Here is a 23,506-nt window from a genome sequence, read left to right on the forward strand (position 1 = left end):
TCGTCGGCGAGGAGGCGAACCCCGGCGTAGCCAGCGAGTGCGAACGAGGCGGCGAGCAGCAGAAGCTGGAACGGACTTCCGACAGGGATCAGCGGTCGGCGCATCAGAGGTCTCCGAAGGTCATACGGGCCACCCACTTGGTGTTCAGCACGCCGGGCGCCGCGGGCACGATGATCCGCGCCGGGAAGCCATGGTCGGGGGACAGGTCCTCGCCGTTGACGTACAGCGCGAGCAGGGAGCGCGGGTCGGCGACCTGATTGGCTCGCAGCGCGGCGCGGCGGAAGGCGCCGCGCCGCTGGAGGGACTCGACGAGCACGTCCGGCGGATCGTCGTCGTACCCGACGAGCGCGGCGAGATCACGCAGCCGCACCCCGCGCCACCACTGGTCGGACGTCGACCAGCCCTCGACACAGGCAATGGGCAACGCCGCACTGTGCAGGGGAAGTCGGGCCAGCTCGGCACGGCTCAGGCGGACGGTGCCGGTACGTCCGGTCACGACGAGGTGCCAGGCGTCCTCGTTCGTCTCCGCCGCGTCGATTCCTGCGTACCGGGCCGTCTTGTTGATCTGGAAGCCGTTCGGGCCGCTGCCCGGTTCGGCTCCGCCGTGCGGGGCCAGCAGGGCGGTGCGCCGCAGCAGCCCGTCGAAGCTCTGCCCGACCGTGGTCGCGAACAGCAGCAGCGAGCCGCCCCCGACGAACCACAAGGCACCACGCCGGGAGACGGTCGGCGGACCCGGGCGCGGGGAGACCAGATCGGACGGGACCGGATCGGATGAGTCGTCCTCCCCGAGCCGGCGCAGGTTCCGTAGAACCGCGGGGGTCTTCAGAACGGCGTGGGCGACGAACGCGGCGAAGAACACCCAGGCCCCGTAGAAGTGCAGGGTGTAGAAGGAGCCCGGGAAGATGTAGTCCAGCTGGATGTTGAGCACGCCCGTCACGAATTCGAACAGCGCGCCGCCGACCAGCAACAGCAGCGAGATCCGCTCCAGCGCGTGCGCGAGCGAGCGGGCCGGCGGCAGCGCGAACAGCCTCGGGATCACCGACCACAGCTTGGCCAGCAGCACCGGGATCAGGGTGACGCCGAGCGTGACGTGGACGCCCTGGTTGAGCCGGTACAGCCAGTGCGGGTCGGTGGGCCAGGAGAAGAGGTAGAAGCCGAGGATCCCCTTGTCCGGGGTCTTGTCGTTCACCGGAGCCAGGTTCGGGTTGTAGGCGGCGTAGGACACCAGCCCCGTCACGAACAGCACCGTGATCCCGCCGAGCAGGACGACGCCCAGCACCGAGGTCAGCCACGGGCCGCGCAGGGGGCTGCGCCAGAAACCCGGCGAGGAAGGAGACCGTGTCATGGCTCGACCGTAGGTCCGACACACCCCCGGAACGGCTCCGCGACCCATGACGAAACGCTGACGTCCGGCCCGGACGGAGGTACTTCAACCCATCGCCCGGCCTAGCGTGCGGATGTGACCCGCCCCCTCCTCCGCGATCTGTACGCCGCCCTGGCCGCCGCCCTCCTCGTCACGGCGGCCGTACTGGTCGGACGGCACATCCAGCACTCCCACCACACCCTGTTCGTCAACTGGCCACCGTTGCTCGCCGCTTGGGACCCACACGTCGGACCCGGCGCCCCGGCCGCCCTCCTCGTGGCGGCGGCCGTGGTCGCATACGGCCCCGCCCTCGCCGCCCGACTGCCCTGGCGGGCCTTGCTCGTGACGGCCTGGGCGACGGCAACGGCCTGGATCGCCTCCCTCGCCCTGATCGACGGCTGGCAGCGCGGCATCGCGGGCCGGCTCACCACCCCCCACGAATACCTCCAGGTCATCGACCGCTTCGACGACATCCCGGCCACCCTGCGGGACTTCACCCACCACATCCTTCTGGAGTCCCCCGACAACTGGCCCGCCCATGTCGCCGGGCACCCCCCGGCGGCAACGCTCACCTTCGTCCTCCTCGACCGGATCGGCCTGCGGGGCGGCGGCTGGGCCGGGGTGTGGTGCATCGCCGTCGGCGCCACGGCATGCGTCGCCGTACTGATCGCGGTACGGGCACTGGCCGGTGAGAACCTCGCGCGACGAGCGGCGCCCTTCCTGGTCCTGGCCCCGGCCGCGGTGTGGATGGGCACCTCGGCCGACGCGTACTTCGCGGCGGTCGCGGCATGGGCCGTGGCGCTGCTGGCACTCGCGGTCACCGGTCGGTCGTTGTGGTGGGCGGCAGCAGCCGGACTCCTCTTCGGGCTCACCTGCTACCTCTCGTACGGCCTCACACTCGTCGCCCTCATCGGCGCGGCGGTGCTGCTGCTCGGCCGACGGCACGTCCGGGAGCGGCCCATGCTGCTCGCGGCGCTGCTCGCCGGTCTGGCCGTCGTGCCAACGGCCTTCACCCTCGCCGGGTTCGACTGGTGGGAGGCGTACCGCCTCCTGGTCACGCGCTACTACCAGGGCGTGGGTGGCATCCGCCCGTACGGCTACTGGGTATGGGCGAACCTTGCCTGCGCGGTCCTGATCACGGGCCTGGCGACGGCACCGGGGCTACGGCGGACGGGTGCCGTGCTGCTCCGGCGGCGCACCGAACCCCCCGGGCACGTCCGCCTCGCCCTTCTCGTGTCCGCGGCCCTCCTCGCCCTCCTGGCCGCCGACCTGTCCGGCATGAGCAAAGCCGAGACCGAACGCATCTGGCTCCCCTTCGCGGTGTGGCTACTGCCGGCCTGCGCGTTCCTCACCCGACCCCGCGCCTGGCTTGCCGCCCAGGCGGTACTCGCGCTGCTTCTCAACCATCTGCTGCGCACCGGATGGTGACGCTCGGGAGGGAGTCCGGTCTGACCACGGCCGCGGAGCGGACGGCCCTGCCGCATGGGGGATTGCGGCGGGGCCTGGCCGGCAGCGTACGCCCGGACACGACCCACGTAGCCGGCACACGCAATCGGGAAGTCGTCAGGCGGTGGCCGGAGCCGGGCCGACCAGTTCGGACAGGACGTCTTCCATGGTCACGAATCCGAGAACGGCGCCCGTCCCGCCCATGACGGCGGCCAGGTGGCTGCCGTCGGCACGGAGGGCGGTGAGGGTGCCGTCCAGCGGGGTGTCGATGCGGACCTGGGTGACCGGGACCGAGACGGCGATATCGCTGTCCCCGTCGCACCGATACATTCGGCCGCGCCCAGCCCGGGTCAAGGAGGTACATGATCCCCATGTTCGGACTGAGGGAACTCGCGATCACCCTCATCGGCGCCATACTCCTCCTCGGGGCCAAGAGACTTCCTGACCTGGTCCGTTCCGCCACTCGCCCCATCGGCAAACCGGTACGCCCTCGATGTGGTGCGCCCCCGCCAGGACGACTTGGAGCAGACCGCAAATTCGCCCAAGCAAGGCGGCGTGTCTGGTGCTGCCATTGCGGCATGCCGGTGCCCGCGGGAGAAATCTGGGAGAAGATCTTCTCCCAGAGCCCCTCGAAGACCATCCCACACCAACGGAGACCACTCCCCTGACCTGTACAGACGCCGATCCTGGCAGCTACAGCCTGTGTGTGCCCTTCGTTCGGGACGACGAGGTCGTGGGTTCAAATCCCGCCACCCCGACAGTGAAGTACCAGGTCAGGGGCCTGATCCGCTTAGCGGATCGGGCCCCTGACGGGTTTCTGGAGATCGTTTGGGAGAAATCCTGGAGAAGATCTTGGTCGGCTTCTCCCAAGCGGAGTCGGTCACTGCCGCGCGCGACACGTCACTGTCGACTGCCCTGTGCTGCGCGTTCCCGAATCTGGAGCGAGGGCAACGGCGGAGCGGTGCCACACTGCCGTCCGCCCCGGAGCCCCCTCTCTCCCCCCCGCCCGAAACATGTCACGCCACAAGACGCGGCCACCCGTTTGGCGGAATGAGGCAAGTCCCCCGAAGCCACCAAGAGCTGATGCCGTTGGACAGGCTCCAACACCAGCACGCCGAAAGAACAGGGCGGGTCATGTCTCAAGACGACGACGCCTCACGCATCCACCCCGGCATCGAGGCACTCATCTGCGTCGAGCTGGACGGGCTCGGGGGTGGCCTCTCCAGCGCTTTGACGCCCGCGGACAGACCGGCGCTCACAGCGGCGAGTGGGTACGCATCCTTCTGAGCAGGCTCGACAGCCTTCACTTCTCGATCGAGACCCTGCGCGCGCTTCTGACGACATACGCAATGAGTTGCGAAGTCGAGCGGCCGACCGTGGCACGGTGGCTCGGCCTTCCGGTCTCCGATGTCGACCTGTACATCACTCGGTGGGCCACCGCGCAGATCGCCGGCGCCCTCGGTTCAGAGTGCCCTTCCAAGGACGTGGATTCCCAGGAAGCATTTCGCGGCGCGGCCCACATCTCCGAGCAACCCGACAGGTACGTCAACAAGGCCGAGAACCTGATGGAGCACCTGGCGCTGGTCTACACAAGCGACCGGGCAGCGGACCAATGCACCTGGGTCTCAGAGAAGACCAGGAAAGCGATCAAGTCCGGGTGGTACGTGCAGCCCAAGCGTGCGGCCTCGCCGACCAAGTCCTCCACACGCATCCCTCTCCGCCCCTCTCTGACGCCGAAGCAGAGGCGGAGGCCGCATGACCAACGGCCGAGGATGACGCAAGCGTCCTGGCCGCGTGCGCATAACCGCTTCCAGCCGCGGTGACGGCGGCTTCGCGGCGTACAACACCTCGATCCACGGCATCACCGCACAGATGGTCGATGGTGCGCCTGCCTGGCCAGCGGTTCTGGAGCAGATCCTCAACTTCGCCGACGGCCGCCCACTGGTCGCGCACAACGCTGCCTTTGACTTCAGAGCATTGCGCGAAGCCTGCACGGAGACGGCGGTGGAATGGCCGGAGGTCCGGTACGCCTGCTCACTGGTTGTCGCTCGTCAGACCTGGAGGCTGCTCGCCTATCGCCTTCCGTTCGTGGCCGAGGCCGCCGGCGTATCCATGGCAGGCCCCCATCACGATGCTCAAGCAGACGCCGACACGGCCGCTCGCGTCATGCTCGCCGCCATGGCCGTGCATGGGACAGACAAACTCGACGATCTGCTGGGGAAACTCCAGATCCGTTACGGCCAGCTTTATTCGGATTCCGTTTCGTGGTCGAACTGCCGCCGACGCGTCCAGGAGAAGCGCCCGCCCATCCCGACCGCGAATCCGGACGCGGACCCCGAGGGCCCCCTGTATGGGCAACACGTCTGCATCACCGGCACGTTGAACTCCCTGTCCCGCGCCGAGGCCCAACACCAACTGGCAGACGTCGGCGCGCAAGCGACAGCCGGGGTGAGCCGCAAGACCGACATCCTGGTCGTCGGCACCGCCGACCCCACGCGCTTCGCACCTGGCATGACGCTCAGCGGGAAGCACCGGAAAGCGAAGGAACTCCTGGACTCCGGGCATGAGATCGAGGTTATTTCCGAGACCGAATTTCTGGAGCTGCTTTCCCTGTCCGCCGCCACCCCGGTGAGCGTGGAGGCTCTGCGTCAGGCACAAGCGCTGTCTCTCACGGAGGCAGCCACCCAGCACGCAAGCCTCAGCGTGGAGATCGATGAACACCGGTTCCGCTACTACGTCAAGGACGCGCCGATGATCAGCGATGCGGAGTTCGATCAACTCGTACTGGAGAGAAGGGCGCTTGAGAAGGCGCATCCCTCGCTGCAGCACTGATCCGTCATCGCTACTGGCCGTGTGGGCGGTCGCAAGTGGCGGCTCGTTCGCTCCACCCGCAGAAGGAGGTACTACGCCACCTTGCCGCCGATGAGTTCCACAATCGCTCCGAAGCCCATCATGTAGGTCGTAACTTCGAGGAGGACGAGGTACAGGAGGCCGTAGCGACGGCGTCTGAGATCTCGTTCTCCATCGCACCTGCATCCGGTTGGGACGCCCGGACCGGCACCACCTCGGCCGGCGTGCTGCGTCGTTCGGACGCGTGGCCGTCATAACTCCTGGGGAACGACTTCCGGTTGAGGCGCTCCTGGCTGAGGCGCTCCTGATTCACGTCCCCAAAAACCTCTCCGCTACGTACAACCTTTCGACGCCCCCCGAGGTCTCCACTCAGCCCGATTCCACGCGCACCCGGCGTGCCGAACCGGACCGGGCTCACCCGCTTCGCACCTCTGGCGAAAGGAACCCATGTCGCGCCACAAGCGCTCCCGGCGCCCCCTCGTCCTCGGCGCCACCGCCAGTGCGGCCGCGCTGGCCGTCGGTCTGCTCGTCGTGCTGCCCGGTGGCGCGAGCGCTGCACCTTCGGGGCTCGCCGACGACTTCAACGGGGACGGCTACCGTGATCTGGCGACCGTCGCCCCGGACGCCGTCGTCGGTGGCGCGGCCAAGGCGGGTGCCGTGGCGGTCAACTACGGGTCGTCCAGCGGCATCAGCGGCTCGCGGCACAAGACCGTCACCCAGAACTCCTCCGGTGTGCCGGGCGACGCGGAGGCGTCCGACAACTTCGGCGCCGAGCTGGCGTACGGCGACCTCAACGGCGACGGCTACGGCGATCTCGTCGTGGGCACGCCCTTCGAGGACGTCGGTGGTGACGCCGACGGTGGCGCGGTGACCGTGCTGTGGGGCAGTTCCTCCGGCCTCTCCGGCGGCACCGCGGTCAGCGACCCGAACGCCTCCGGCCACGACCTCTTCGGCCAGTCCCTCGCGGTCGGCGACTTCACCGGCGACGGAAAGACCGATCTGGCGGTCGGCTCGACCGGCACGGACGTGTGGATCTTCAAGGGTGGCTTCAGCAAGTCCTCGGGCGCGGCCGGCAAGCTGCGTTTCGACGCCCGGATCAAGTCCGGGACGTACCCCAACGGCGCCCACCAGCTGGCCGCGGGAGACTTCGACAACGACCAGGTGTCCGACCTGGTGGTGCTGTCCGCCCAGGGCAACCTGGTGTACCGGGGCTCTTCCGGCGGCCCCACGCTGCTGCAGACCGAGGTGGCCGACGGCACGTCCGCCACCGTGGCCGACTTCGACCGCGACGGCCACGACGACCTTGTCGTCGGCAACGACCAACCCGACATCCTCGATCCGTCCCCCGCCGACAGCTACGTCACCGTGCACTACGGCGCCGCGCAGGGCATCGACACCGCACGTGACCGCCAGTTCCACCAGGACACCGAGGGCGTGCCGGGGGCCGACGAGTCGAACGACAGCTTCGGTGATTCGGTGGCCGCCGGCGACATCACCGGAGACGGCTACCCGGATCTTGCCGTCGGCGTCGTCTTCGAGTCCATCGGCTCGGCCACGCACACCGGCAACGTCGTGGTGCTGCGCGGCGGGGCCTCCGGCCTGACCACGTCCGGCGCTCAGACCATCAGCCAGGACACCCCCGGCGTCCCGGGCTCCAACGAGTCGTCGGACTGCTTCGGCGGCGCCGTTCACATCTCCGATTTCAACAAGGACCGCCGAGCCGACCTGGCCGTCGGTGCGGGCGGCGAGAACACGTCCGACGGCGCCGTGTGGGTGCTGCGCGGCTCGTCCACGGGCGTCAGCGCCACCGGCGCGGTGAGCTTCGGCCCCAAGTCCGTGGGAATCTCCCTCTCGGGCTCCCCGAGGTTCGGCACGACCCTGCTGGGCTCCTGAGCTCCCGCACCGCACCGCACCCCCGGCAGTCGGTCACAACGCAGTCACCACGCAGTCACCACGCATCAGGCCCGGTCTTCGGAGACGGAGACCGGGCCTGATGCGTTCGGCTGCGTTGTGGGCGCCCGTCCCACGGCTGCCTCGTGCGCGCCCATCCCACGGCTGCCCCGTGGGCGCCTGCCCCACGCTCACGGAACCGCGTCGTCCGACACCGGTCCCTCCCCTCGTGGGGACCGGTGCCGGACGGCGGAGTCGTGTCGATCCGCAGAGTGACCGGCCGTGGGCGTCGGGTGGCGGGTCAGTGAGGATCGAGTGGGTGAGGACCGAGTGGGTGTCGATCGAGGCCGAGTGGAAAGTGACCGAGAACATGCGGCGCCATGAGTGGTCTCTCCGGCCTCTGGGCTGGTGGCCTGTCCGGGCGACGCGCGAGAGCTGTGCACTTGCGTCGTGATCCTGCCATTCGAGCGTGCCAAGGAGGAGGTTCCGGTCTCCGGAGGACGTCTTAACCGCAGGTCAGCCGTATAAAGTGAGTTTTCCGGTCCGGATGACCAGGCACGGCGGAAGTGAGGCGTGGAGGCTTTGAGTTTCGACTCCGGGGCACGCACGGCCTTCGCGGAACGGCTCGCGCTGCTGTACAAGGAGGCCGGCAACCCTCCGCTCAAGAGTGTGGCCGAGGCGGTCGTCCGGCTGCAGCGGGTGGACGAGCGAGGGCGGCCCGTACGGGTGTCCGCTCAGCGGATCAGCGACTGGCGGCGGGCCAAGAACGTGCCCGCGCAGTTCGCCGCACTGGTGGCCGTACTCCATGTCCTGATTCCCCAGGCGCGGCGCGCCCGCCCCACCCCCGTGTCCGCCGGACTGTACGACCTGGGCCAGTGGCAGCGGCTGTGGGAGCGGGCGACCTCCGGGGAAGAGGAGGAGCAGGCTCCGGTCGAGGCCCCTGCCGTTTCCGCCGCGGTGTGTCCGTATCGGGGACTGGCCTCGTACCGGCAGCAGGACGCCGACTGGTTCTTCGGCCGGGAGCGGAGTACGGACGCCCTGGTCGCCCAGTTGCGCACCGTGGAGAAGACCGGCGGCGGTCTGGTCATGCTCGTCGGCGCCTCCGGGGCCGGGAAGTCCTCCCTGTTGAACGCCGGTCTGGTGCCCGCCCTCCGCAACGGCGCCCTGAGCGGTGAGGGCGGCCCGGCGAGCACCGTCGTGCAGCTCGTGCCGGGCAATGATCCGCTCGCCGAACTGGTCCGCCGTATACCGGAACTCGCGGACGTCGTCGGCTCCTCGGCAGCGCGCGACCGCCGGCCCGACGGCCAGGGGGAAGCGCCCTCCTCCGCACACTGCTCAGCCACACAACCCTTAGCCGCGCAACCCTCAGCCGCACGCCCCTCGGCGGACCTGGCCGGCCCCGGCCGCCCGGACGGCGCCGAGGACGGCGGCGGAACCGAGCTCTCCGCCGACTTCGTGCAGGCCACCCGCGCCGCCGTGCGCACCTGGGCCAAGCGCGAGGCCTCCTCGGCTGCTCCTGCCGTTCTCATCGTCGACCAGTTCGAGGAGACCTTCACCCTCTGCCCCGACGAGGCGGACCGTCGTACCTTCGTCCAGGTCCTCCACGCCGCCTGTACGCCCGCCGAAGCGGACGACTCTGCCCCCGTGCTCGTCGTCCTCGGCATCCGTGCCGACTTCTACGAGCAGTGCCTGGCCCACCCCGAGGTGGCCGACGCGCTGCAGCACCGGCACATGGTGCTCGGACCGCTCACGACCTCGGAGTTGCGGGAGGCCGTGACCGGGCCCGCCAAGGCCGTGGGGCTGGAGTTGGAGCCGGGGCTGGCGGAGCTGATCGTGCGGGAGGTGAGTGCGGACGGGCCGCGTGGGACGCATCACGCGGGGGTGTTGCCGCTGCTCTCGCACGCGCTGCTCGCCACCTGGCAGCGGCGCAAGGCGGGGCGGCTGACGCTGGCCGGGTACCGGGCGGCCGGCGGGATCCAGGGTGCCGTGGCCGCCACCGCCGAGCGTGCCTGGTCCGGCCTCGATCCGGCCGCACGTACCGCCGCACGGCTGCTGCTGCTCCGGCTGGTCCGGCTCGGCGAGGACACCCAGGCGACCCGGCGGCGCGGGACCCGGCGGCAGCTGGCGGCGGAGTCGACGGATCCGGGCAAGACCGAGGAGTCGCTGGAGGCGCTGGTCCAGGCCCGGCTGGTGACGCTGGACGCGGAGACCGTGGAGATCACGCACGAGGCGCTGCTCCATGCCTGGCCACGGCTGCGGGAGTGGATCGACGACGACCGGCAGGGCAATCTGCTGCGCCAGCGACTGGAGGAGGACGGCCGGGCCTGGGAGGAGTCCGACAGGGATTCCTCCCTGTTGTACCGGGGCTCCCGGCTGGGGCAGGCCCACAGCTGGGCCCGGTCCGCCGGGGACACCTTCCTGACCCGGAGCGCGGTGGAGTTCCTGGCCGCCTCGGTCCGGCTGCGCAGGCGCACGGTGTGGATCATGCGGGGCGCGGTCGCGGCGCTGGTCGCGCTGGCGATGCTGGCCGTCGGCTCGGCGGTGGTCGCCTGGCAGCAGCGGGACGACGCCGTGTTCGCACAGGTACTCGCCGAGGCCGACCGCTTCCAGTACACGGACCCGTCGCTGTCCGCCCAGCTCGATCTGGTCGCACACCGGCTGCGGCCGGACGACGAGGACACGAGCAGCCGGCTGATCTCGATCGTGAACGCCCCGCTGGCCACACCGCTGCGCGGCCACACCGGTGCCGTCTACCTCACCACCTTCAGCCCGAACGGACGGCTCCTGGCCACGGCCAGCTACGACCGGACGGTACGCCTGTGGGACGTCTCCGACAGGACCCGGCCCGAGCCCCTGGGCAAGCCCCTGACCGGGCACGAGAGCTGGGTGAGCAGCGCGGTCTTCAGCCCGGACGGCCGAACCCTGGCCAGCGCCGCGGACGACGGCACGATCCGGCTGTGGGACGTACGCGACCCGAGCCGGCCGCGTCCGCTCGGTGCGCCCCTGACCGGCCACGAGGGCACGATCTACCTGGTCGCCTTCAGCCCGGACGGCCGTACGCTCGCCTCCGTCAGCGAGGACCGCACCGTACGGCTGTGGGACGTGGCCGACCCGGCGCGGCCCGCGGCGCTCGCCACGCTGACCGGTGCCGACGCCGCCGTGCGGTCCGTGGCGTTCAGCCCGGACGGCCGCACGCTCGCGGCCGGGGGCGACGACGACCGGATCCGGCTGTGGGACGTGGCCGAACCGGGCCGCCCGAAGGCGCTTTCCACGCTGACCGGGCACACCGACCTGGTGCACTCCGTCGCTTTCAGCCCGGACGGCCGCACCCTGGCCAGCGGCAGCGCGGACGACACCATCCGGCTCTGGGACGTCTCCGACCCGCGCCACGGCACCCAGCTCGGCGCACCGCTCACCGGGCACACCGGCCCCATCTGGTCGCTGGCCTTCAACCCGGCCGGCACCATGCTCGCCGCCGCCAGCGCGGACAGCACCGCGAGCCTGTGGAACGTCACCGACCCGGCGTATCCCTCCCAGGTCGGCGAGCCGCTCGCGGGCGCCAGCGGGGAGATGTACGCGCTCGGGTTCAGCCCCGACGGCCGTACGCTCGCCACCGGCAGCGGCGACAGCAAGGTCCGCCTGTGGTCGATCCCGACGGCGGACATGATCGGCCGCGGCGGGGCGTTCCGGCCGGACGGGCGGGTGCTCGCCACCGCCGCGCGCGACGGCAGCGTCCGGCTGTGGAACGTGGCCCGGCCCGCCCGGCCCGTGCTGCTGAACAAGCCCTTCATGCCCGGCGACGGCGGCCAGCGCTCCCTGGTGTTCTCCCCCGACGGGCGCACCCTCGCGGTGCTGACCGGCAGTCGGGCGGTGCATCTGTGGGACGTCGGCGACCCGGCCCGGCCGGTCTCCCTGGGGTCCCCCCTGACCCTGCGCACGCGGTTCATGGGCCCCGACGCGCTGGCGTACAGCCCGGACGGGCGCATCCTGGCCACCGCCTACGACGACCGCACCATCCGGCTGTGGGACGTCAGCGACCCCGGCCATGTCGTGCCGCTCGGCACGCCGGTCACCGGACACACCGGCTACATCAACTCCCTCGCCTTCAGCCCGGACGGCCGCACGCTGGCCAGCGGCAGCGCGGACAGCACGATCCGTCTGTGGAAGGTGACCGACCCCCGCCGGCCCAGCCTGTTCGGCGCGCCGCTCACCGGGCACACCGGGCCGGTCAACGCGCTCGAGTACAGCCCCGACGGCCATACGCTGGCCAGCGGCAGCGACGACGACACCGTGCGGCTGTGGGACGTCACCGACCCGGGCGAGGCGGCCTCGCTGGGCTCGCCCCTCACCGGCCACACCGAGGCGGTCGTGTCCCTGACGTTCAGCAAGGGCGGGCGCTATCTGGCCAGCGGCGGCAACGACAACACGGTCCGGCTGTGGAACGTCTCCGTGCCGTCCGACGCCTCTGCCATCGGCCAGGCGATGAGCCCCAACGCCAAGACGGGCAACTTCCTGTCGTTCAGCCCGACGAGCCACATGCTCGGCGTCTCCAGCGGCACCGACACCGTACGGCTGTGGAACCTGGACGTGGACCAGGCGATCCGCCGCGTCTGCTCGACCACGCAGGGCGTGCTGACGCGGGACAAGTGGGACGAATATCTGCCTCGGTTGTCGTACGAGCCGCCGTGCGCGAAGTAGGTCCGTGCGCCGCGTGGGAGCAAGTCCGTGCGCCGCGTGGAGCACGTCCGTGCGCTCAGTGATGGAGCAGAAACGCATGTGACATGACGAGGGTTCGCCGGACAGCGGTTTCCGTGATCCCCGTCACAACCCCTCCATGTAGCGGATCAGTCGACTCCCGCCGGACAGGCAGCCTTGTTACTGTTGGGGACAGCCCGATCGCTGGTGCATCCCCCGTCGCCAGCGATCGGGCCTTTGCATGTCCGCAGCCGGAAAGGTGGTGAGCGCCGCGATGACCCGACGCGTCATCGTCGTCACCGCTGTGCACGGCCCGTCGGCGGCGTTCCTGCCTCAGGCCCACGCCTCGCTGGACGCACAGGAGCTGCCGGCGGGCTGGGAATGGCACTGGGTGATCCAGGAGGACGGCAGGACGGACGAGGTCCGCCGGCACGTCCCCGCCGACCCCCGCGTGACTTTCCGCCAGGGCCGACCGGGGGGCCCCGGCGTGGCCCGCACCATCGCACTCGCGCACGCCGAGGGCGAGTACGTGAAGATCCTGGACGCCGACGACCGGCTGACGCCGGGGACGCTGGCCCGTGACGTGGCCGCCCTGGAGGCCGACGGCTCGGTCGGCTGGACGACCTCGCGCGTCCTGGACCTGCTGCCGGACGGCTCGACGGCCGGTTTCCCGGACGACCCCGACGACGGGCCGATCGAGCCGGGCGCCGTGCTCGACTACTGGAGGGCGCACGACTTCCGCGCCCAGGTCCACCCGGCGACCCTCTGCGTACGCCGCGACCTGCTGCTCGGCCTCGGCGGCTGGATGGCGCTGCCGGCGTCGGAGGACACCGGCCTGCTGCTCGCGCTCAACTCCGTGAGCCGGGGCTGGTTCTCGGCGGACGTGGGGCTGCTCTACCGGAAGTGGGACGGCCAGATGACGGGTCAGCCAACCCACGTGGACCCGGCGGAGCGGGCGGCGCGCATGGCGGTGGTGGAGGCCAGGGCGCGGGCGCTGGGTACGTTCGGCTGGCGGTATCCGACCGGTCGATGACGTGGCGGTACCCGCCCGGTCGATGACGCTACTCGGTGAGGAGGATGGCCTGGGACGGGCACTTCTCGGCCGCCTCCTGGACCCGCGGATCGTCCCCGCTGTCCGCCCGCCCCGATCGCACGACGCCGTACTCGTCCACGAACTCGAAGACCGACGGGGCGCGGTGCACGCACTCGCCAGAGCCGTAACAGAGGTTCGGGTCGATGGAGACCTTCATCCGCGCTCCCGTCGTACGCACTCCCGCCATGAACCTTCATGACTGGACTGCCCAGCCGGTGAGCCCCCTTAATCCTCGGCGCCCTTCCGCCAAGTCCTACTGATCAAAGGGGAGTTCGAGCATCCGGATCGCGTTTCCGCGCAGCAGCTTGTAGGCCACCTCGGCGGGGAGCCCGCCGACATGCTCCTCGGCCACCCGCTTCGTCTCCGGCCAGGTCGAGTCGACGTGCGGATAGTCCGTCTCGAAGGTCGCGTTGTCGACGCCGACCGTCTCGATCGCCTCGATGCCGTGCTTGTCCCGGAAGAAGCAGCAGAAGATCTGGCGGTAGTAGTACGTCGACGGCGGCTCCGGGATCAGGTCCTTCACGCCGCCCCAGGCCCGGTGCTCCTCCCAGACGTCGTCCGCGCGCTCCAGGGCGTACGGGATCCAGCCCATCTGGCCCTCGCTGTACGCGAGTTTGAGCCGCGGGAACTTCACCAGGACCCCGGAGAAGAGGAAGTCCATCATCGACGCCATGGCGTTGTTGAAGGACAGGGACGCCTGGACGGCGGGTGGGGCGTCCGGGGAGGCGGCCGGCATCTGGGAGCTGCTGCCGATGTGCATGTTGACGACCGTGCCGGTCTCCTCGCAGGCCGCGAAGAACGGGTCCCAGTAGCCGCAGTGGATGGACGGCAGCCCGAGATACGTCGGGATCTCGCTGAACGTCACCGCACGCACCCCGCGTGCCGCGTTGCGGTGGATCTCCGCGACGGCGAGGTCGATGTCCCACAGCGGGATCAGGCAGAGCGGGATCAGCCGGCCGCCGCTGTCGCCGCACCACTCCTCCACCATCCAGTCGTTGTAGGCCCGCACACAGGCCAGCCCGACCTCCTTGTCCTTGGCCTCCGCGAAGGTCTGGCCGCAGAACCGCGGGAAGGTCGGGAAGCAGAGCGAGGCCTCGACATGGTTGATGTCCATGTCCGCGAGCCGGGCCTTGGGGTCCCAGCAGCCGCGCCGCATCTGCTCGCGCGTGATGCCGTCGAGGGTCATCTCGTCCCGGGAGAAGCCGACGGCCGCGATGATCCGCTTGTACGGGAAGAGGTCGCCCTCGTACTCCCACCAGTCGGTGATCTGGCCGTCCGGGTCGGTGGTGAACCGGTACTTCCCGCCGATGTACTCGAGCTCGCCGATCCCGGCGGTGAGGGGCTTGGGGCCCCGGTCCCGGTACTTGGCCGGGAGCCAGGTCTCGAAGAGGTGGGCGGGCTCGATCACGTGGTCGTCCACGCTGATGACTTTGGGGAGTTCTCTCGTGTCGCCGTCCCTGCTGACCATGCCGTCACCTCTCACTACCCCACGGGTAATCTGACGAGTCGTCAGATTCACGTTATGGCGTATGCCCTCGGGCCACAAGGGGAGGCGTCACGGAGCGGCCAGGTGGCCGTCGAGTGGCGGTCCTGTTCACGCTGGGGCTGTTGGGAAACCGCCGGCCCGGCTCTGCCGTCCGGTCCGGTTGCCCGTCTCCTCCTGGATCCGGTCCGGGAACAGCCGGTCGTCGTGCCGTGCCGTGCCGTCGAGCACGACGATCTGATCCGCGGTGGCGTCCGGCTCTGGCGCACTCGCGGAACAGGCTGTCCGCGGAAGGAGCGCCTCCTCACCGGCCACAACGACTCCGTGCACTCCCTGGACTTCAGCCGGGACGGCAGGTGGCTCGCCTCAGGCGGCGCCGACGGCACTGTACGCATCTGGGACGGCCGACCGTCCTGATCACGTGTTCCAGCTCTCGTCGTACGGATCCTTCGGCGCCGCCACCGGCGTCGCCTCCGTGACCTCGAGGTACGGGATCGGGCCGCCGTTGACCGGGTCCTCGGTGCGGCGCGGGGTGTAGGTGCCGGTGACCTGGAGCCAGGTGTCCGGCTGGAGGACCGGGGGGACCTGGCCGGTCAGGGCGACCTTGACCGGCTGGGCGTCGGCGGCGCAGCAGTTGAGGGTCATGCGGACGAGGTAGGGGGTGCCGTCGGGGTCGAGGGCCAGGAAGCCGGTGAGCCGGACGCGGCGGTCGTGCAGGGTGCGGCCGTGGTCGTAGACGGCGCGGCCCGCGTAGTCGACGACGCTGAGGGGCAGGGGGTCGGCGGCCGGGAGGGCGGGGTAGGCGAGGGGTTCCTGCAGGGCGGTGCCGGTGCGGGTGGCGCTGTAGGAGCCGAGGGCGGGTGGGGCGACCAGGATCAGGGCGAGGAGGGGGAGGACGAGGAGCCAGGAGATGCGGGGTTCGTGGTGAGTGTGGGGCTCGTCCGTGCGGGTTTCCTCGTCCTCGTGGTGCTTCTGTCGCCGGGCCCGCTTGCGCTCGTACCAGACGGTCGCCACCGCCGCCGCGATCAGTACCGCCCCGGCCACCAGCACCAGCGGGCGCAGGCCCTGCTTGACGTAGCGCAGGTAGAGGTCGGTGGTGCCCGCGTGCAGCAGGGACGCGCCGAGCAGGAACAGGACGGCCGACTGGGCCTGGCGGTTCACAGGATCACCCATCCGGTCAGCACCGACACGGTCACGGCCAGCGCGAAGGTGGCCGGTGCGAAGCGCAGGGCGAAGGCGCGGCCGAAAGTGCCCGCCTGCATCGCGAAGAGCTTCAGGTCGATCATCGGGCCCACGACGAGGAAGGTGAGCCGGGCCGTGAGCGAGAACTGCGACAGCGACGCCGCCACGAACGCGTCCGCCTCCGAGCAGATCGACAGCACCACGGCGAGGACCGCGAGGGCGAGGACCGCCAGCACCGGGTTGTCGGCCGCCGCGCGCAGCCAGCTCTCCGGGGCCACCGCCTTGAGGGTCGCCGCCGCCATCGCGCCGACCACCAGGAAGCCGCCCGCGTGCATCACGTCGTGCCGGACCGAGCCCCAGAAGGCCTCGCCCTTGCTCTGGGCGTCGTGGGACGGACGGGACGGCGGCTTCAGCCAGTCGGTACGGCCCAGACGCAGCCACAGCCAGCCCATCGCACAGGCCACGATCAGGCTCGCGACCAGGCGGGCCGCCACCATCTCCGGGTTGCCGGGGAAGGCGACCGCCGTCGCCGTCAGCACGATCGGGTTGATCGCCGGGGCGGACAGCAGGAAGGCGAGGGCCGCGGCCGGGGTGACGCCCCGTCGGACCAGCGCCCCGGCCACCGGCACGGACGCGCACTCGCAGCCGGGCAGCACCGCGCCCGCCGCTCCGGCGACCGGGACGGCGAGGGCGGGACGGCGGGGCAGGGCGCGGGCGAAGAAGGACGGCGGGACGAACACCGCGATGGCCGCCGAGAGCAGTACGCCGAGGACCAGGAAGGGCAGCGCCTGCACCATCACCGCGACGAACACCGTCGTCCAGCTCTGCATCACCGGTGCGGAGAGGGCGCGGCGGATCGGGCTCTGGAGGAGCACCAGCACGAGCATGAGCATGGTGAGGAGGAGGGGGGAGTTGAGGTGCCTGCCTTCCTCTGCCGCCCGTTCCCTCGGCGTCCGGCGGGCACCGCGATCGTGGCGATCCTCGTGGGCGTCGTGGTCCTGGGTCCCCTGCGGGACCGCTTTGGTGATCGCCACGGGCGAGGTACCTCCGGTGGTGCGGAAGGGCGCTGGTTTCCCTCCCCTTCAGTACGGGCGGAGGGGCGCGGGCGTTCAGGGTTCCACTGATCGCTTCTGGAACCACCCGCAACATTGAGGCACTCTTTCCCCTTGTGGGGACCGTTCCGAATCAGGGCTTAGCGAGTGACACCGCCACGCACATGGTGGTGTGCGGCGACGACGGGCTGGCGCATCGGCTGGCCGCCGAGTTGCGTGGGGTGTACGGCGAACAGGTCACGCTCGTCGTGCCGCCCTCCGAACGGACGGTGCGGCCGCCGGTCGTGGGCCGGGCCCGGGCCGCGTCGGCGGCGTTGTTCGACCGGATGGTGAACGCGGCCGTCAACCGGGCGGGCGGCGTAGCCGGCGGTGGCGGCGAACCGGCCGGGAGCATCCGGGTGGTGGAGGCCGCCGAGGCCACCGAGGAGAAGCTCGCCGAGGCGGGCGTGGAACGGGCCGCCGCGCTCGCCCTCGTCTATGACGACGACGAGACCAACATCCGCGCCGCCCTCACCGCCCGCCGTCTCAACCCCCGCCTCCGGCTCGTCCTGCGCCTGTACAACCGCCGGTTGGGCCAGCACATCGAGGAACTCCTCGACCAGGCCGCCGCGTTGGCCACGGGCATCGGCGACGCCGGCCTCGACGCCTCCACGACCGTGCTGTCCGACGCCGATACGGCCGCCCCCGCGCTGGCCGCCACCGCCGTCGCCGGCACCACCAAGGTCGTCCAGACGAACGGCCTGCTGCTGCGCGCGGTGGAGCGCCCGCCGCTACCGCCGGGGCAGGCCCCGCCTTCCGGGCTGGCCACGCTGGCCGTGCTGTCCAGCAACGACCCGGCCGGAGCGGACGGTTCGGACGGTAACGGGGAGCACGGTCCGCTGCTCCTGCCGGACGCGGCGCAGGTGCAGGAGGCCACAGGGCGAGGGCGGGTCGTCCTGGAGCAGGTGTCGTACGCGGGACCGTCGCTGCCGTCCGGCAGAGGGGTCGTACCGTCGTTCGGTTCCCTGTTCTCGCGGCGGTTGAGATGGTCGCTGGCGGGACTGGTGGGGTGTGTGGCGGCGCTCGCCGTGGCGCTGACGGTGGTCACCGGCGAACACCCGCTGTACGCGACCTACATGACCCTCCTCGACCTCTTCGCCATCAACGAACCCGCGCTGCACCAGTCCATGGCCCGCCAGATCCTCCAACTCCTGTCCGGGCTGATGGGACTGCTGTTGCTTCCGGTGCTGCTGGCGGCCGTGCTGGAGGCGCTGGGCACGTTCCGTTCCACCTCGGCCCTGCGCAAACCGCCGCGTGGGCTGGGCAGCCATGTGGTGCTGCTCGGGCTGGGCAAGATCGGCACCCGGGTGCTGACCCGGCTGCGGGAACTGCACATTCCCGTGGTGTGCGTCGAGGCCGACCCCGAGGCGCGCGGGATGGCGACGGCGCGGCGGCTGCGCGTGCCGGTGGTGCTCGGGGACGTCACCCAGGAGGGCGTCCTGGAGGCGGCCAAGATCCATCGGGCGCATGCGCTGCTCGCGGTGACCAGCGCGGACACGACGAACCTCGAAGCGGCCCTGTACGCCCGCTCCGTCCGCCCCGACCTCCGGGTGGTCCTGCGCCTGTACGACGACGACTTCGCCACCGCCGTGTACCGCACCCTGCGTGCCGCGCACCCGCACGCGTCCACGCGCAGCCGGAGCGTTTCCCATCTGGCCGCGCCCGCGTTCGCCGGGGCGATGATGGGGCGGCAGATCCTGGGGGCGATTCCTGTCGAGCGGCGGGTGCTGCTGTTCGCGGAGGTGGATGTGGCCGGTCATCCACAGCTTGAGGACAAGACCGTCGGCCAGGCCTTCCGGGCGGGTGCCTGGCGGGTGCTGGCCCTGGACCGGACTCCGCGGGAGGAACGCCGGGACGATCGCCGGGAGGAACCGGCGGCCGAGGAGGCGTACGAGGACGCTGCGCGGGCGGGTGACGTGTCGGGGTGGGTGTGGGACCTGCCCGACTCCTACGTCCTCCAGAAGGACGACCGGGTGGTGCTGGCTGCCACGCGGAGGGGGTTGGCCGAGCTGCTGGGGAGGCGGTCGCGGGAGCGGGCGGGGGCGTAGGGCTCCGCCCCTGCGACGCCGGGTTCTCTCGCCCCCGCCGCCCCTACCCGTCCCGTCCTCCAGGGGCTCCGCCCCTTCGACCCCGGGGCCCTCTCTGGGGGCTGCCGCCCCCAGACCCCCGCTTCGGCCCTGAACGGGCCTCGTCCTCAAACGCCGGACGGGCTGAAATGCCTGGTCCGGCGCCGAGATGTGGCCCCCGTCCAGATCACGCCCCCTGCGGGTGGGTGGGGGCTGGGGACGGAGTCCCCCACGGGTGGGTGGGGGCCCAGGACGGTGCGTTCTCGTCCTCAAACGCCGGACGCGCTGGAATGCTTCAAGTGCCGCTCCGCGAAGTCCAGTTCCAGCCGCACCTGCTTGATCCGCTCGTCCACCACCAGCGAGCCGTGCCCGGCGTCGTAGCGGTACACCTCGTGGACCGCGCTCCGGGCCTCCAACCGCTTCACGTAGTTGTCGATCTGGCGGATCGGGCAGCGTGGGTCGTTCACGCCGGCCGAGATGTAGACCGGGGCCTGCACCCGGTCGACGTAGGTCAGCGGGGACGATGCCTCGAAGCGCTCCGGTACCTCCTCGGGTGTGCCGCCGAGGAGGGTGCGGTCGAGGGCCTTCAGGGACTCCATCTCGTCGTGGTACGCGGTGACGTAGTCGGCGACCGGGACCGCCGCGATGCCCACCGTCCACGCGTCCGGCTGGGTGCCGAGGCCGAGGAGGGTGAGGTAGCCGCCCCACGAACCGCCGGTCAGGACGATGCGGGACGGGTCTGCCAGGCCGGATGTCACCGCCCATTCCCGGACCGCCGCGATGTCCTCCAGCTCGATCAGTCCGACCCGGTGCTTGAGCGCGTCCGTCCAGGCGCGGCCGTAGCCCGTCGAGCCGCGGTAGTTGACCCGTACGACCGCGTAGCCGTGGTCCACCCAGGCCGCCGGGCCCGCCGCGAACGCGTCGCTGTCGTGCCAGGTCGGGCCGCCGTGGATGTCGAACACCGTGGGGAGGGGGCCCTCGGTCCCAGCAGGTCGCTGCACCAGCGCGTGGATGCGGCCGCCCGGGCCCTCCACCCACACGTCCTCCACCGGGACCGAGCCGGGGGACTTCATGCCGGGCGGGTCCAGCACGACCTGTCCCGTCGTCGACCGCACCGCCGACGGCTCCGCCGCCGACGACCACAGGTACTCCACGCTGCCGTCCGGCCGGGCCGTCGCCCCGGACACCGAACCCGCCGGGGTCGGGATCCGCACCAGTTCACGCCGGGCCAGGTCGTAGCGGAACAGCTCGCTGCGCGCCTCGAAGCTGTGCGCGATCAGCAGACCGGTCCCGTCGGGATACCACTCCGCGCTCACATCACCGGGCAGCTCCAGCGCGAGGTCCGTCTCCTCCCCCGTCGCCACGTCCCACACCAGCGGCTCCCAGCGGCCGCGCCTCTGGTGGCCGATGAGCAGGCGCGGGTCACCGTCGACCGGGGCGAAGCCCAGGACCTCCAGGCCCAGCTCCTCGGCGCCGCCCTTGGTGTCGTCGAGCTCGGCGACCGCCGTGCCGTCGGGGCGCAGGACACGCAGCGCCGAGTGCATCGCGTCGCCGTGCTCGGTGTGCTCGATGGCGATCAGCCTGCCGTCGTGCGAGAGGTCGCCGACGCCCGCGGACTCGCGGTGGCGGTAGATCTCCGTCGGGGGCTCGCCGGTGCGGGCCAGATGGATCGTCGTACCGTCCTCGTCCGTGGAGCGGCCCACGATCGCGGTACGGCCGTCGCGGCCGAGGGCGAGGCCGGCGGGGTAGGACGGGTCCAGGCCCGGCGCCGCGAGTTCGTCCTCGCCGCCGTCGAACCGCTGGCGGCGCCAGACGCCGAACTCGTCGCCGTCCTTGTCGTCGAACCACCAGATCCACGCGCCGTCCGGGGTGAGCACGCCGTCCGTCGTGCCGTTCGGCCGGTCGGTCACCTGGCGCTGCTCACCCGTCGACCGGTCCCAGGCGTACAGCTCGTACGTCCCCGTGGCGTTCGACACGAACAACGAGCGGTCCGGGGCGTCCTCAGCCCAGTCGGGCAGCGACACCCGGGGCGCCCGGAAGCGCTTCTCCCAGTCCGGCATGTCCTTGTCCTGCATGTGGTGATCCCGCGAATCGGACCCGTGGCTCTCAGTCATGGCCCCATAGTGCCTGGCCCGGCCGACAATGTGCGGCCGAGGTCCCCAGCCTGTGGATAACTTCTCGTCCCTGCACTCGTCCGCCCCACCGTCCTCGACCGCCGGACGGGCTGACATGAGCAAGGACCGATGGTCACGAACCCCCTTCCGGCCGGGAACACCTCGTCGAGCGGTACTGACCCCGCGGCCCGGCGCCGCGCGGGCGCACCGTACCGTTGAGGACGTGTACCGGTTTCTGCTGACGCCCCGTTGGTGGGGGATCAACGTCTTCGTGCTGCTCGCCATCCCCTTCTGCGTGTTCATGGGGTCGTGGCAGCTGGGCCGGTTCGAGTCGCGGGTGGAGGACCATCGCAGCGCCGGTGAGCAGGCCGCGGAGAACAAGCAGGAGGCGGCCCGTCCGCTCGCCGAGCTGCTGCCCGTGGACAAGGCGACGGTGGGCCGGCAGGTCACCGCCGCCGGACGGTACGGCGAGCAGCTGCTCGTGCCGGACCGGGAGCTGGACGGCAAGCGGGGCTACTACGTCCTGACGCTGCTGCACACCGACGACGGCAAGGCCCTGCCGGTCGTGCGGGGCTGGCTGCCGGGCGACCCCGGCCGGGCCCAGGCCCCCGCCGCACCCCGCGGCGAGGTCACGGTCACCGGCGCGCTCCAGGCGTCCGAGGTGCCGGGCGAGAACGGCGTGCCCTCGCAGGGCGGGCTGCCGACCGGCCAGACGGCGGCGATCAGCGCGGCGTCACTGGTGAACCTGGTGTCGTACGACGTCTACGACGCCTGGGTCACCCTCAACAAGGGCGACTCCGGTATGAAGCCTGTGCCGGTGGCCGCCGCCAACGACACCGGCCTCGACCTGAAGGCGTTCCAGAACCTCGGCTACACCGGCGAGTGGTTCGTCTTCGCGGGCTTCGTGGTCTTCATGTGGTTCCGGCTGCTGCGCCGCGAGGTGGAGTTCGTCCGGGACGCGGAGCTGGGGCTTGTGCCGGAGGGCGAGGCCGACGGGGTCGAGGGGCAGCCGCAGGAGCGGGCGAACGCGTAGGCGCTCCACTGGCGGAGCCACGACTGGTGGTACCGCCATCGGTCGTGGTTGTCCGTGGCACTGTCGTAGCTGGTCGCGGCTGGTCACGGCCGGCCGCGCCGACGGGCGGCGGAGCCGCGAATCGACACGGCCCGAGCCCCTGTGCGGCGCGCTACGCCCCCGCCAGCACACCCGTCCAGTAAATGGTCCCCGCGCACGCGTTGGACACCACCACCATCGCCGTCGGCGCACCCGCCTCCGTCGTGTTGGTGATCGTGACGCTGCCGTCGGCCGTGGTCTCCGCCGTCATGAGCTGGGTGGAGGTGCCGGTGTCGCCGCCCGTGGAGGTGCCCTCCGTGGCGCCGGTGGTGTTCTCGGTCGGGGTCGGGTCGGGTGTGGGGTCGGGTGAGGGGTCGCTCGTCGTGGGGCACGTCTCCGAGGGGACCCAGGCGAACTTCACGTCGTACGCGTCACCCGGCTTGAGGACGAGGCCGGTGAGTTCCTGGGACGGGTCGGGCAGACCGGCCGCCGCGTCGCCGGCGACGTGCCGGAGCGAGCTGATCTTCGTGGCGTCCGCCGCTCCACTCGTCGTGAAGCCCAGCGTGCCCGGGCCGTTCACCGTGCAGTCGGCGGTGGAGATGTTGCTGAAGCGGAAGGTGCCGTACACCGTGCCGGACAGGTCGGGGACGTCGGCGGTCTGATTCGCCACGCCGAGCTGGTCGGCGGTACACGCGGCGACGCCGACCGGGCTGGTCGCCAGGGGGTTATCAGGGCTTCCGGAGCCGGTACCGGGACCGGTGCCGGTGTCCTTGTCCTCGTCCTTCTCGCTGCCCTTGCCCTCGTCCTGGGTCTTGCCGGAGGAGCCGCCGGAGGTGTTCTCGCCGCCCTCCGCCACCTCACCCTGACCGGCCCCGCCCTGCGCCTGCTCACCGTGGCCGGCGTTCGACGAGTTGACGCTGGAGTCGGTGACGTTGGAGACGTGCACCAGAGCCGGGACCGCGGTGCCGACGAAGAGGCACGCGGCCGCCACGCCGACGAGCGCCTGCCGCTTGCGCGCCCGCCGCGCGGGCACCGCCCGCCGCAGATGGTCCAGCGTGCCGTCGCGCGGCTCGATCTCCTCGACCGCATGCTGCAGCATGCGGCGCAGCGCCAGCTCGTCCGAGTCGAGCCCGTGGGGGCCCTGGTCGTCGGGGCCGTGGTTCACAGTTCCGTTCCCAGCGT

At 71.2% G+C, this 23,506-nt stretch carries 18 protein-coding genes and 1 pseudogene; 10 read left to right on the top strand and 9 right to left on the bottom strand.

The features are described 5' to 3' along the window. Nucleotides 1–103: 103 nt before the first annotated feature. Nucleotides 104–1,345 carry a molybdopterin-dependent oxidoreductase gene (locus ABD932_RS20315; protein ID WP_345014748.1) on the bottom strand — a complete coding sequence of 414 codons (1,242 nt, stop codon included), beginning with the start codon at nucleotides 1,343–1,345 and terminating at the stop codon, nucleotides 104–106. Between the two features lie 114 nt (nucleotides 1,346–1,459). On the opposite strand from ABD932_RS20315, the gene ABD932_RS20320 reads away from it, so the two are divergent. After that, a complete protein-coding gene (locus tag ABD932_RS20320; protein ID WP_345014750.1) occupies nucleotides 1,460–2,791 on the top strand; it encodes a hypothetical protein in 1,332 nt (443 codons plus the stop codon). Between the two features lie 135 nt (nucleotides 2,792–2,926). On the opposite strand, the pseudogene ABD932_RS20325 reads toward ABD932_RS20320, so the two are convergent. Continuing rightward, nucleotides 2,927–3,097, bottom strand: a pseudogene (locus ABD932_RS20325) (CBS domain-containing protein); the annotation flags it as partial. Between the two features lie 83 nt (nucleotides 3,098–3,180). Here ABD932_RS20325 and ABD932_RS44185 point away from each other — a divergent pair. From ABD932_RS44185 to ABD932_RS20350, 6 genes are all read left to right on the top strand, one after another. Next, the gene (locus ABD932_RS44185) at nucleotides 3,181–3,477 is read left to right on the top strand and encodes a Sec-independent protein translocase subunit TatA/TatB (protein WP_486389369.1); all 297 of its coding nucleotides are present in this window, start codon (nucleotides 3,181–3,183) and stop codon (nucleotides 3,475–3,477) included. 466 nt (nucleotides 3,478–3,943) lie between these two features. Continuing rightward, nucleotides 3,944–4,096, top strand: a complete 153-nt coding sequence (locus ABD932_RS20330) for a hypothetical protein (RefSeq protein ID WP_345014752.1) — start codon at nucleotides 3,944–3,946, stop codon at nucleotides 4,094–4,096. 507 nt (nucleotides 4,097–4,603) lie between these two features. Further along, complete coding sequence (locus tag ABD932_RS20335) at nucleotides 4,604–5,641, top strand: exonuclease domain-containing protein (protein ID WP_345014754.1); 1,038 nt, start codon at nucleotides 4,604–4,606, stop codon at nucleotides 5,639–5,641. Between the two features lie 465 nt (nucleotides 5,642–6,106). Further along, entirely contained in the window at nucleotides 6,107–7,552 is a 1,446-nt protein-coding gene (locus tag ABD932_RS20340) for an FG-GAP-like repeat-containing protein (protein ID WP_345014756.1), read from the top strand. Between the two features lie 570 nt (nucleotides 7,553–8,122). Beyond that, nucleotides 8,123–12,247 carry an nSTAND1 domain-containing NTPase gene (locus ABD932_RS20345; RefSeq protein WP_345014758.1) on the top strand — a complete coding sequence of 1,375 codons (4,125 nt, stop codon included), beginning with the start codon at nucleotides 8,123–8,125 and terminating at the stop codon, nucleotides 12,245–12,247. A gap of 271 nt (nucleotides 12,248–12,518) precedes the next feature. Further along, nucleotides 12,519–13,277, top strand: coding sequence for a glycosyltransferase family 2 protein (locus ABD932_RS20350; RefSeq protein WP_345014760.1), 759 nt, complete (start codon nucleotides 12,519–12,521; stop codon nucleotides 13,275–13,277). Nucleotides 13,278–13,305: 28 nt separating this feature from the next. Here ABD932_RS20350 and ABD932_RS20355 read toward each other — a convergent pair whose 3' ends face one another. From ABD932_RS20355 to ABD932_RS20365, 3 genes are all read right to left on the bottom strand, one after another. After that, nucleotides 13,306–13,494: a ferredoxin gene (locus tag ABD932_RS20355; protein ID WP_345014762.1), complete on the bottom strand. Its 189-nt coding sequence runs from the start codon at nucleotides 13,492–13,494 to the stop codon at nucleotides 13,306–13,308. Nucleotides 13,495–13,590: 96 nt separating this feature from the next. Continuing rightward, the gene (locus tag ABD932_RS20360) at nucleotides 13,591–14,805 is read right to left on the bottom strand and encodes an amidohydrolase family protein (protein ID WP_345014764.1); all 1,215 of its coding nucleotides are present in this window, start codon (nucleotides 14,803–14,805) and stop codon (nucleotides 13,591–13,593) included. Nucleotides 14,806–14,931: 126 nt separating this feature from the next. Then, nucleotides 14,932–15,150 carry a hypothetical protein gene (locus ABD932_RS20365; RefSeq protein WP_345015413.1) on the bottom strand — a complete coding sequence of 73 codons (219 nt, stop codon included), beginning with the start codon at nucleotides 15,148–15,150 and terminating at the stop codon, nucleotides 14,932–14,934. On the opposite strand from ABD932_RS20365, the gene ABD932_RS20370 reads away from it, so the two are divergent. Further along, complete coding sequence (locus ABD932_RS20370; protein WP_345015390.1) at nucleotides 15,145–15,237, top strand: WD40 repeat domain-containing protein; 93 nt, start codon at nucleotides 15,145–15,147, stop codon at nucleotides 15,235–15,237. The two genes, ABD932_RS20365 and ABD932_RS20370, sit on opposite strands and share 6 nt — an antisense overlap. On the opposite strand, the gene ABD932_RS20375 is transcribed toward ABD932_RS20370, so the two are convergent. After that, nucleotides 15,238–15,981: a TIGR03943 family putative permease subunit gene (locus ABD932_RS20375; RefSeq protein ID WP_345015391.1), complete on the bottom strand. Its 744-nt coding sequence runs from the start codon at nucleotides 15,979–15,981 to the stop codon at nucleotides 15,238–15,240. Beyond that, nucleotides 15,978–17,036, bottom strand: coding sequence for a permease (locus ABD932_RS20380; protein ID WP_345014766.1), 1,059 nt, complete (start codon nucleotides 17,034–17,036; stop codon nucleotides 15,978–15,980). Before ABD932_RS20380 ends, ABD932_RS20375 begins: the two co-directional genes overlap by 4 nt. A gap of 182 nt (nucleotides 17,037–17,218) precedes the next feature. Between ABD932_RS20380 and ABD932_RS20385 the strand changes: the two genes are divergently transcribed. Beyond that, a complete protein-coding gene (locus ABD932_RS20385; protein WP_345014768.1) occupies nucleotides 17,219–19,141 on the top strand; it encodes an NAD-binding protein in 1,923 nt (640 codons plus the stop codon). A 287-nt stretch (nucleotides 19,142–19,428) separates the two neighbouring features. On the opposite strand, the gene ABD932_RS20390 is transcribed toward ABD932_RS20385, so the two are convergent. Next, nucleotides 19,429–21,273 carry a S9 family peptidase gene (locus ABD932_RS20390; RefSeq protein ID WP_345014770.1) on the bottom strand — a complete coding sequence of 615 codons (1,845 nt, stop codon included), beginning with the start codon at nucleotides 21,271–21,273 and terminating at the stop codon, nucleotides 19,429–19,431. A gap of 223 nt (nucleotides 21,274–21,496) precedes the next feature. Here ABD932_RS20390 and ABD932_RS20395 point away from each other — a divergent pair, with 223 nt between their 5' ends. Continuing rightward, nucleotides 21,497–22,306, top strand: coding sequence for an SURF1 family protein (locus ABD932_RS20395; protein ID WP_345014772.1), 810 nt, complete (start codon nucleotides 21,497–21,499; stop codon nucleotides 22,304–22,306). A gap of 151 nt (nucleotides 22,307–22,457) precedes the next feature. Here the strand turns inward: ABD932_RS20395 and ABD932_RS20400 are convergent, their stop codons facing one another. Next, a complete protein-coding gene (locus ABD932_RS20400; protein WP_345014774.1) occupies nucleotides 22,458–23,489 on the bottom strand; it encodes a hypothetical protein in 1,032 nt (343 codons plus the stop codon). Nucleotides 23,490–23,506 lie beyond the last annotated feature (17 nt).

This window comes from Streptomyces shaanxiensis, from assembly GCF_039537145.1.
Classification (GTDB): Bacteria; Actinomycetota; Actinomycetes; order Streptomycetales; family Streptomycetaceae; genus Streptomyces; species Streptomyces shaanxiensis.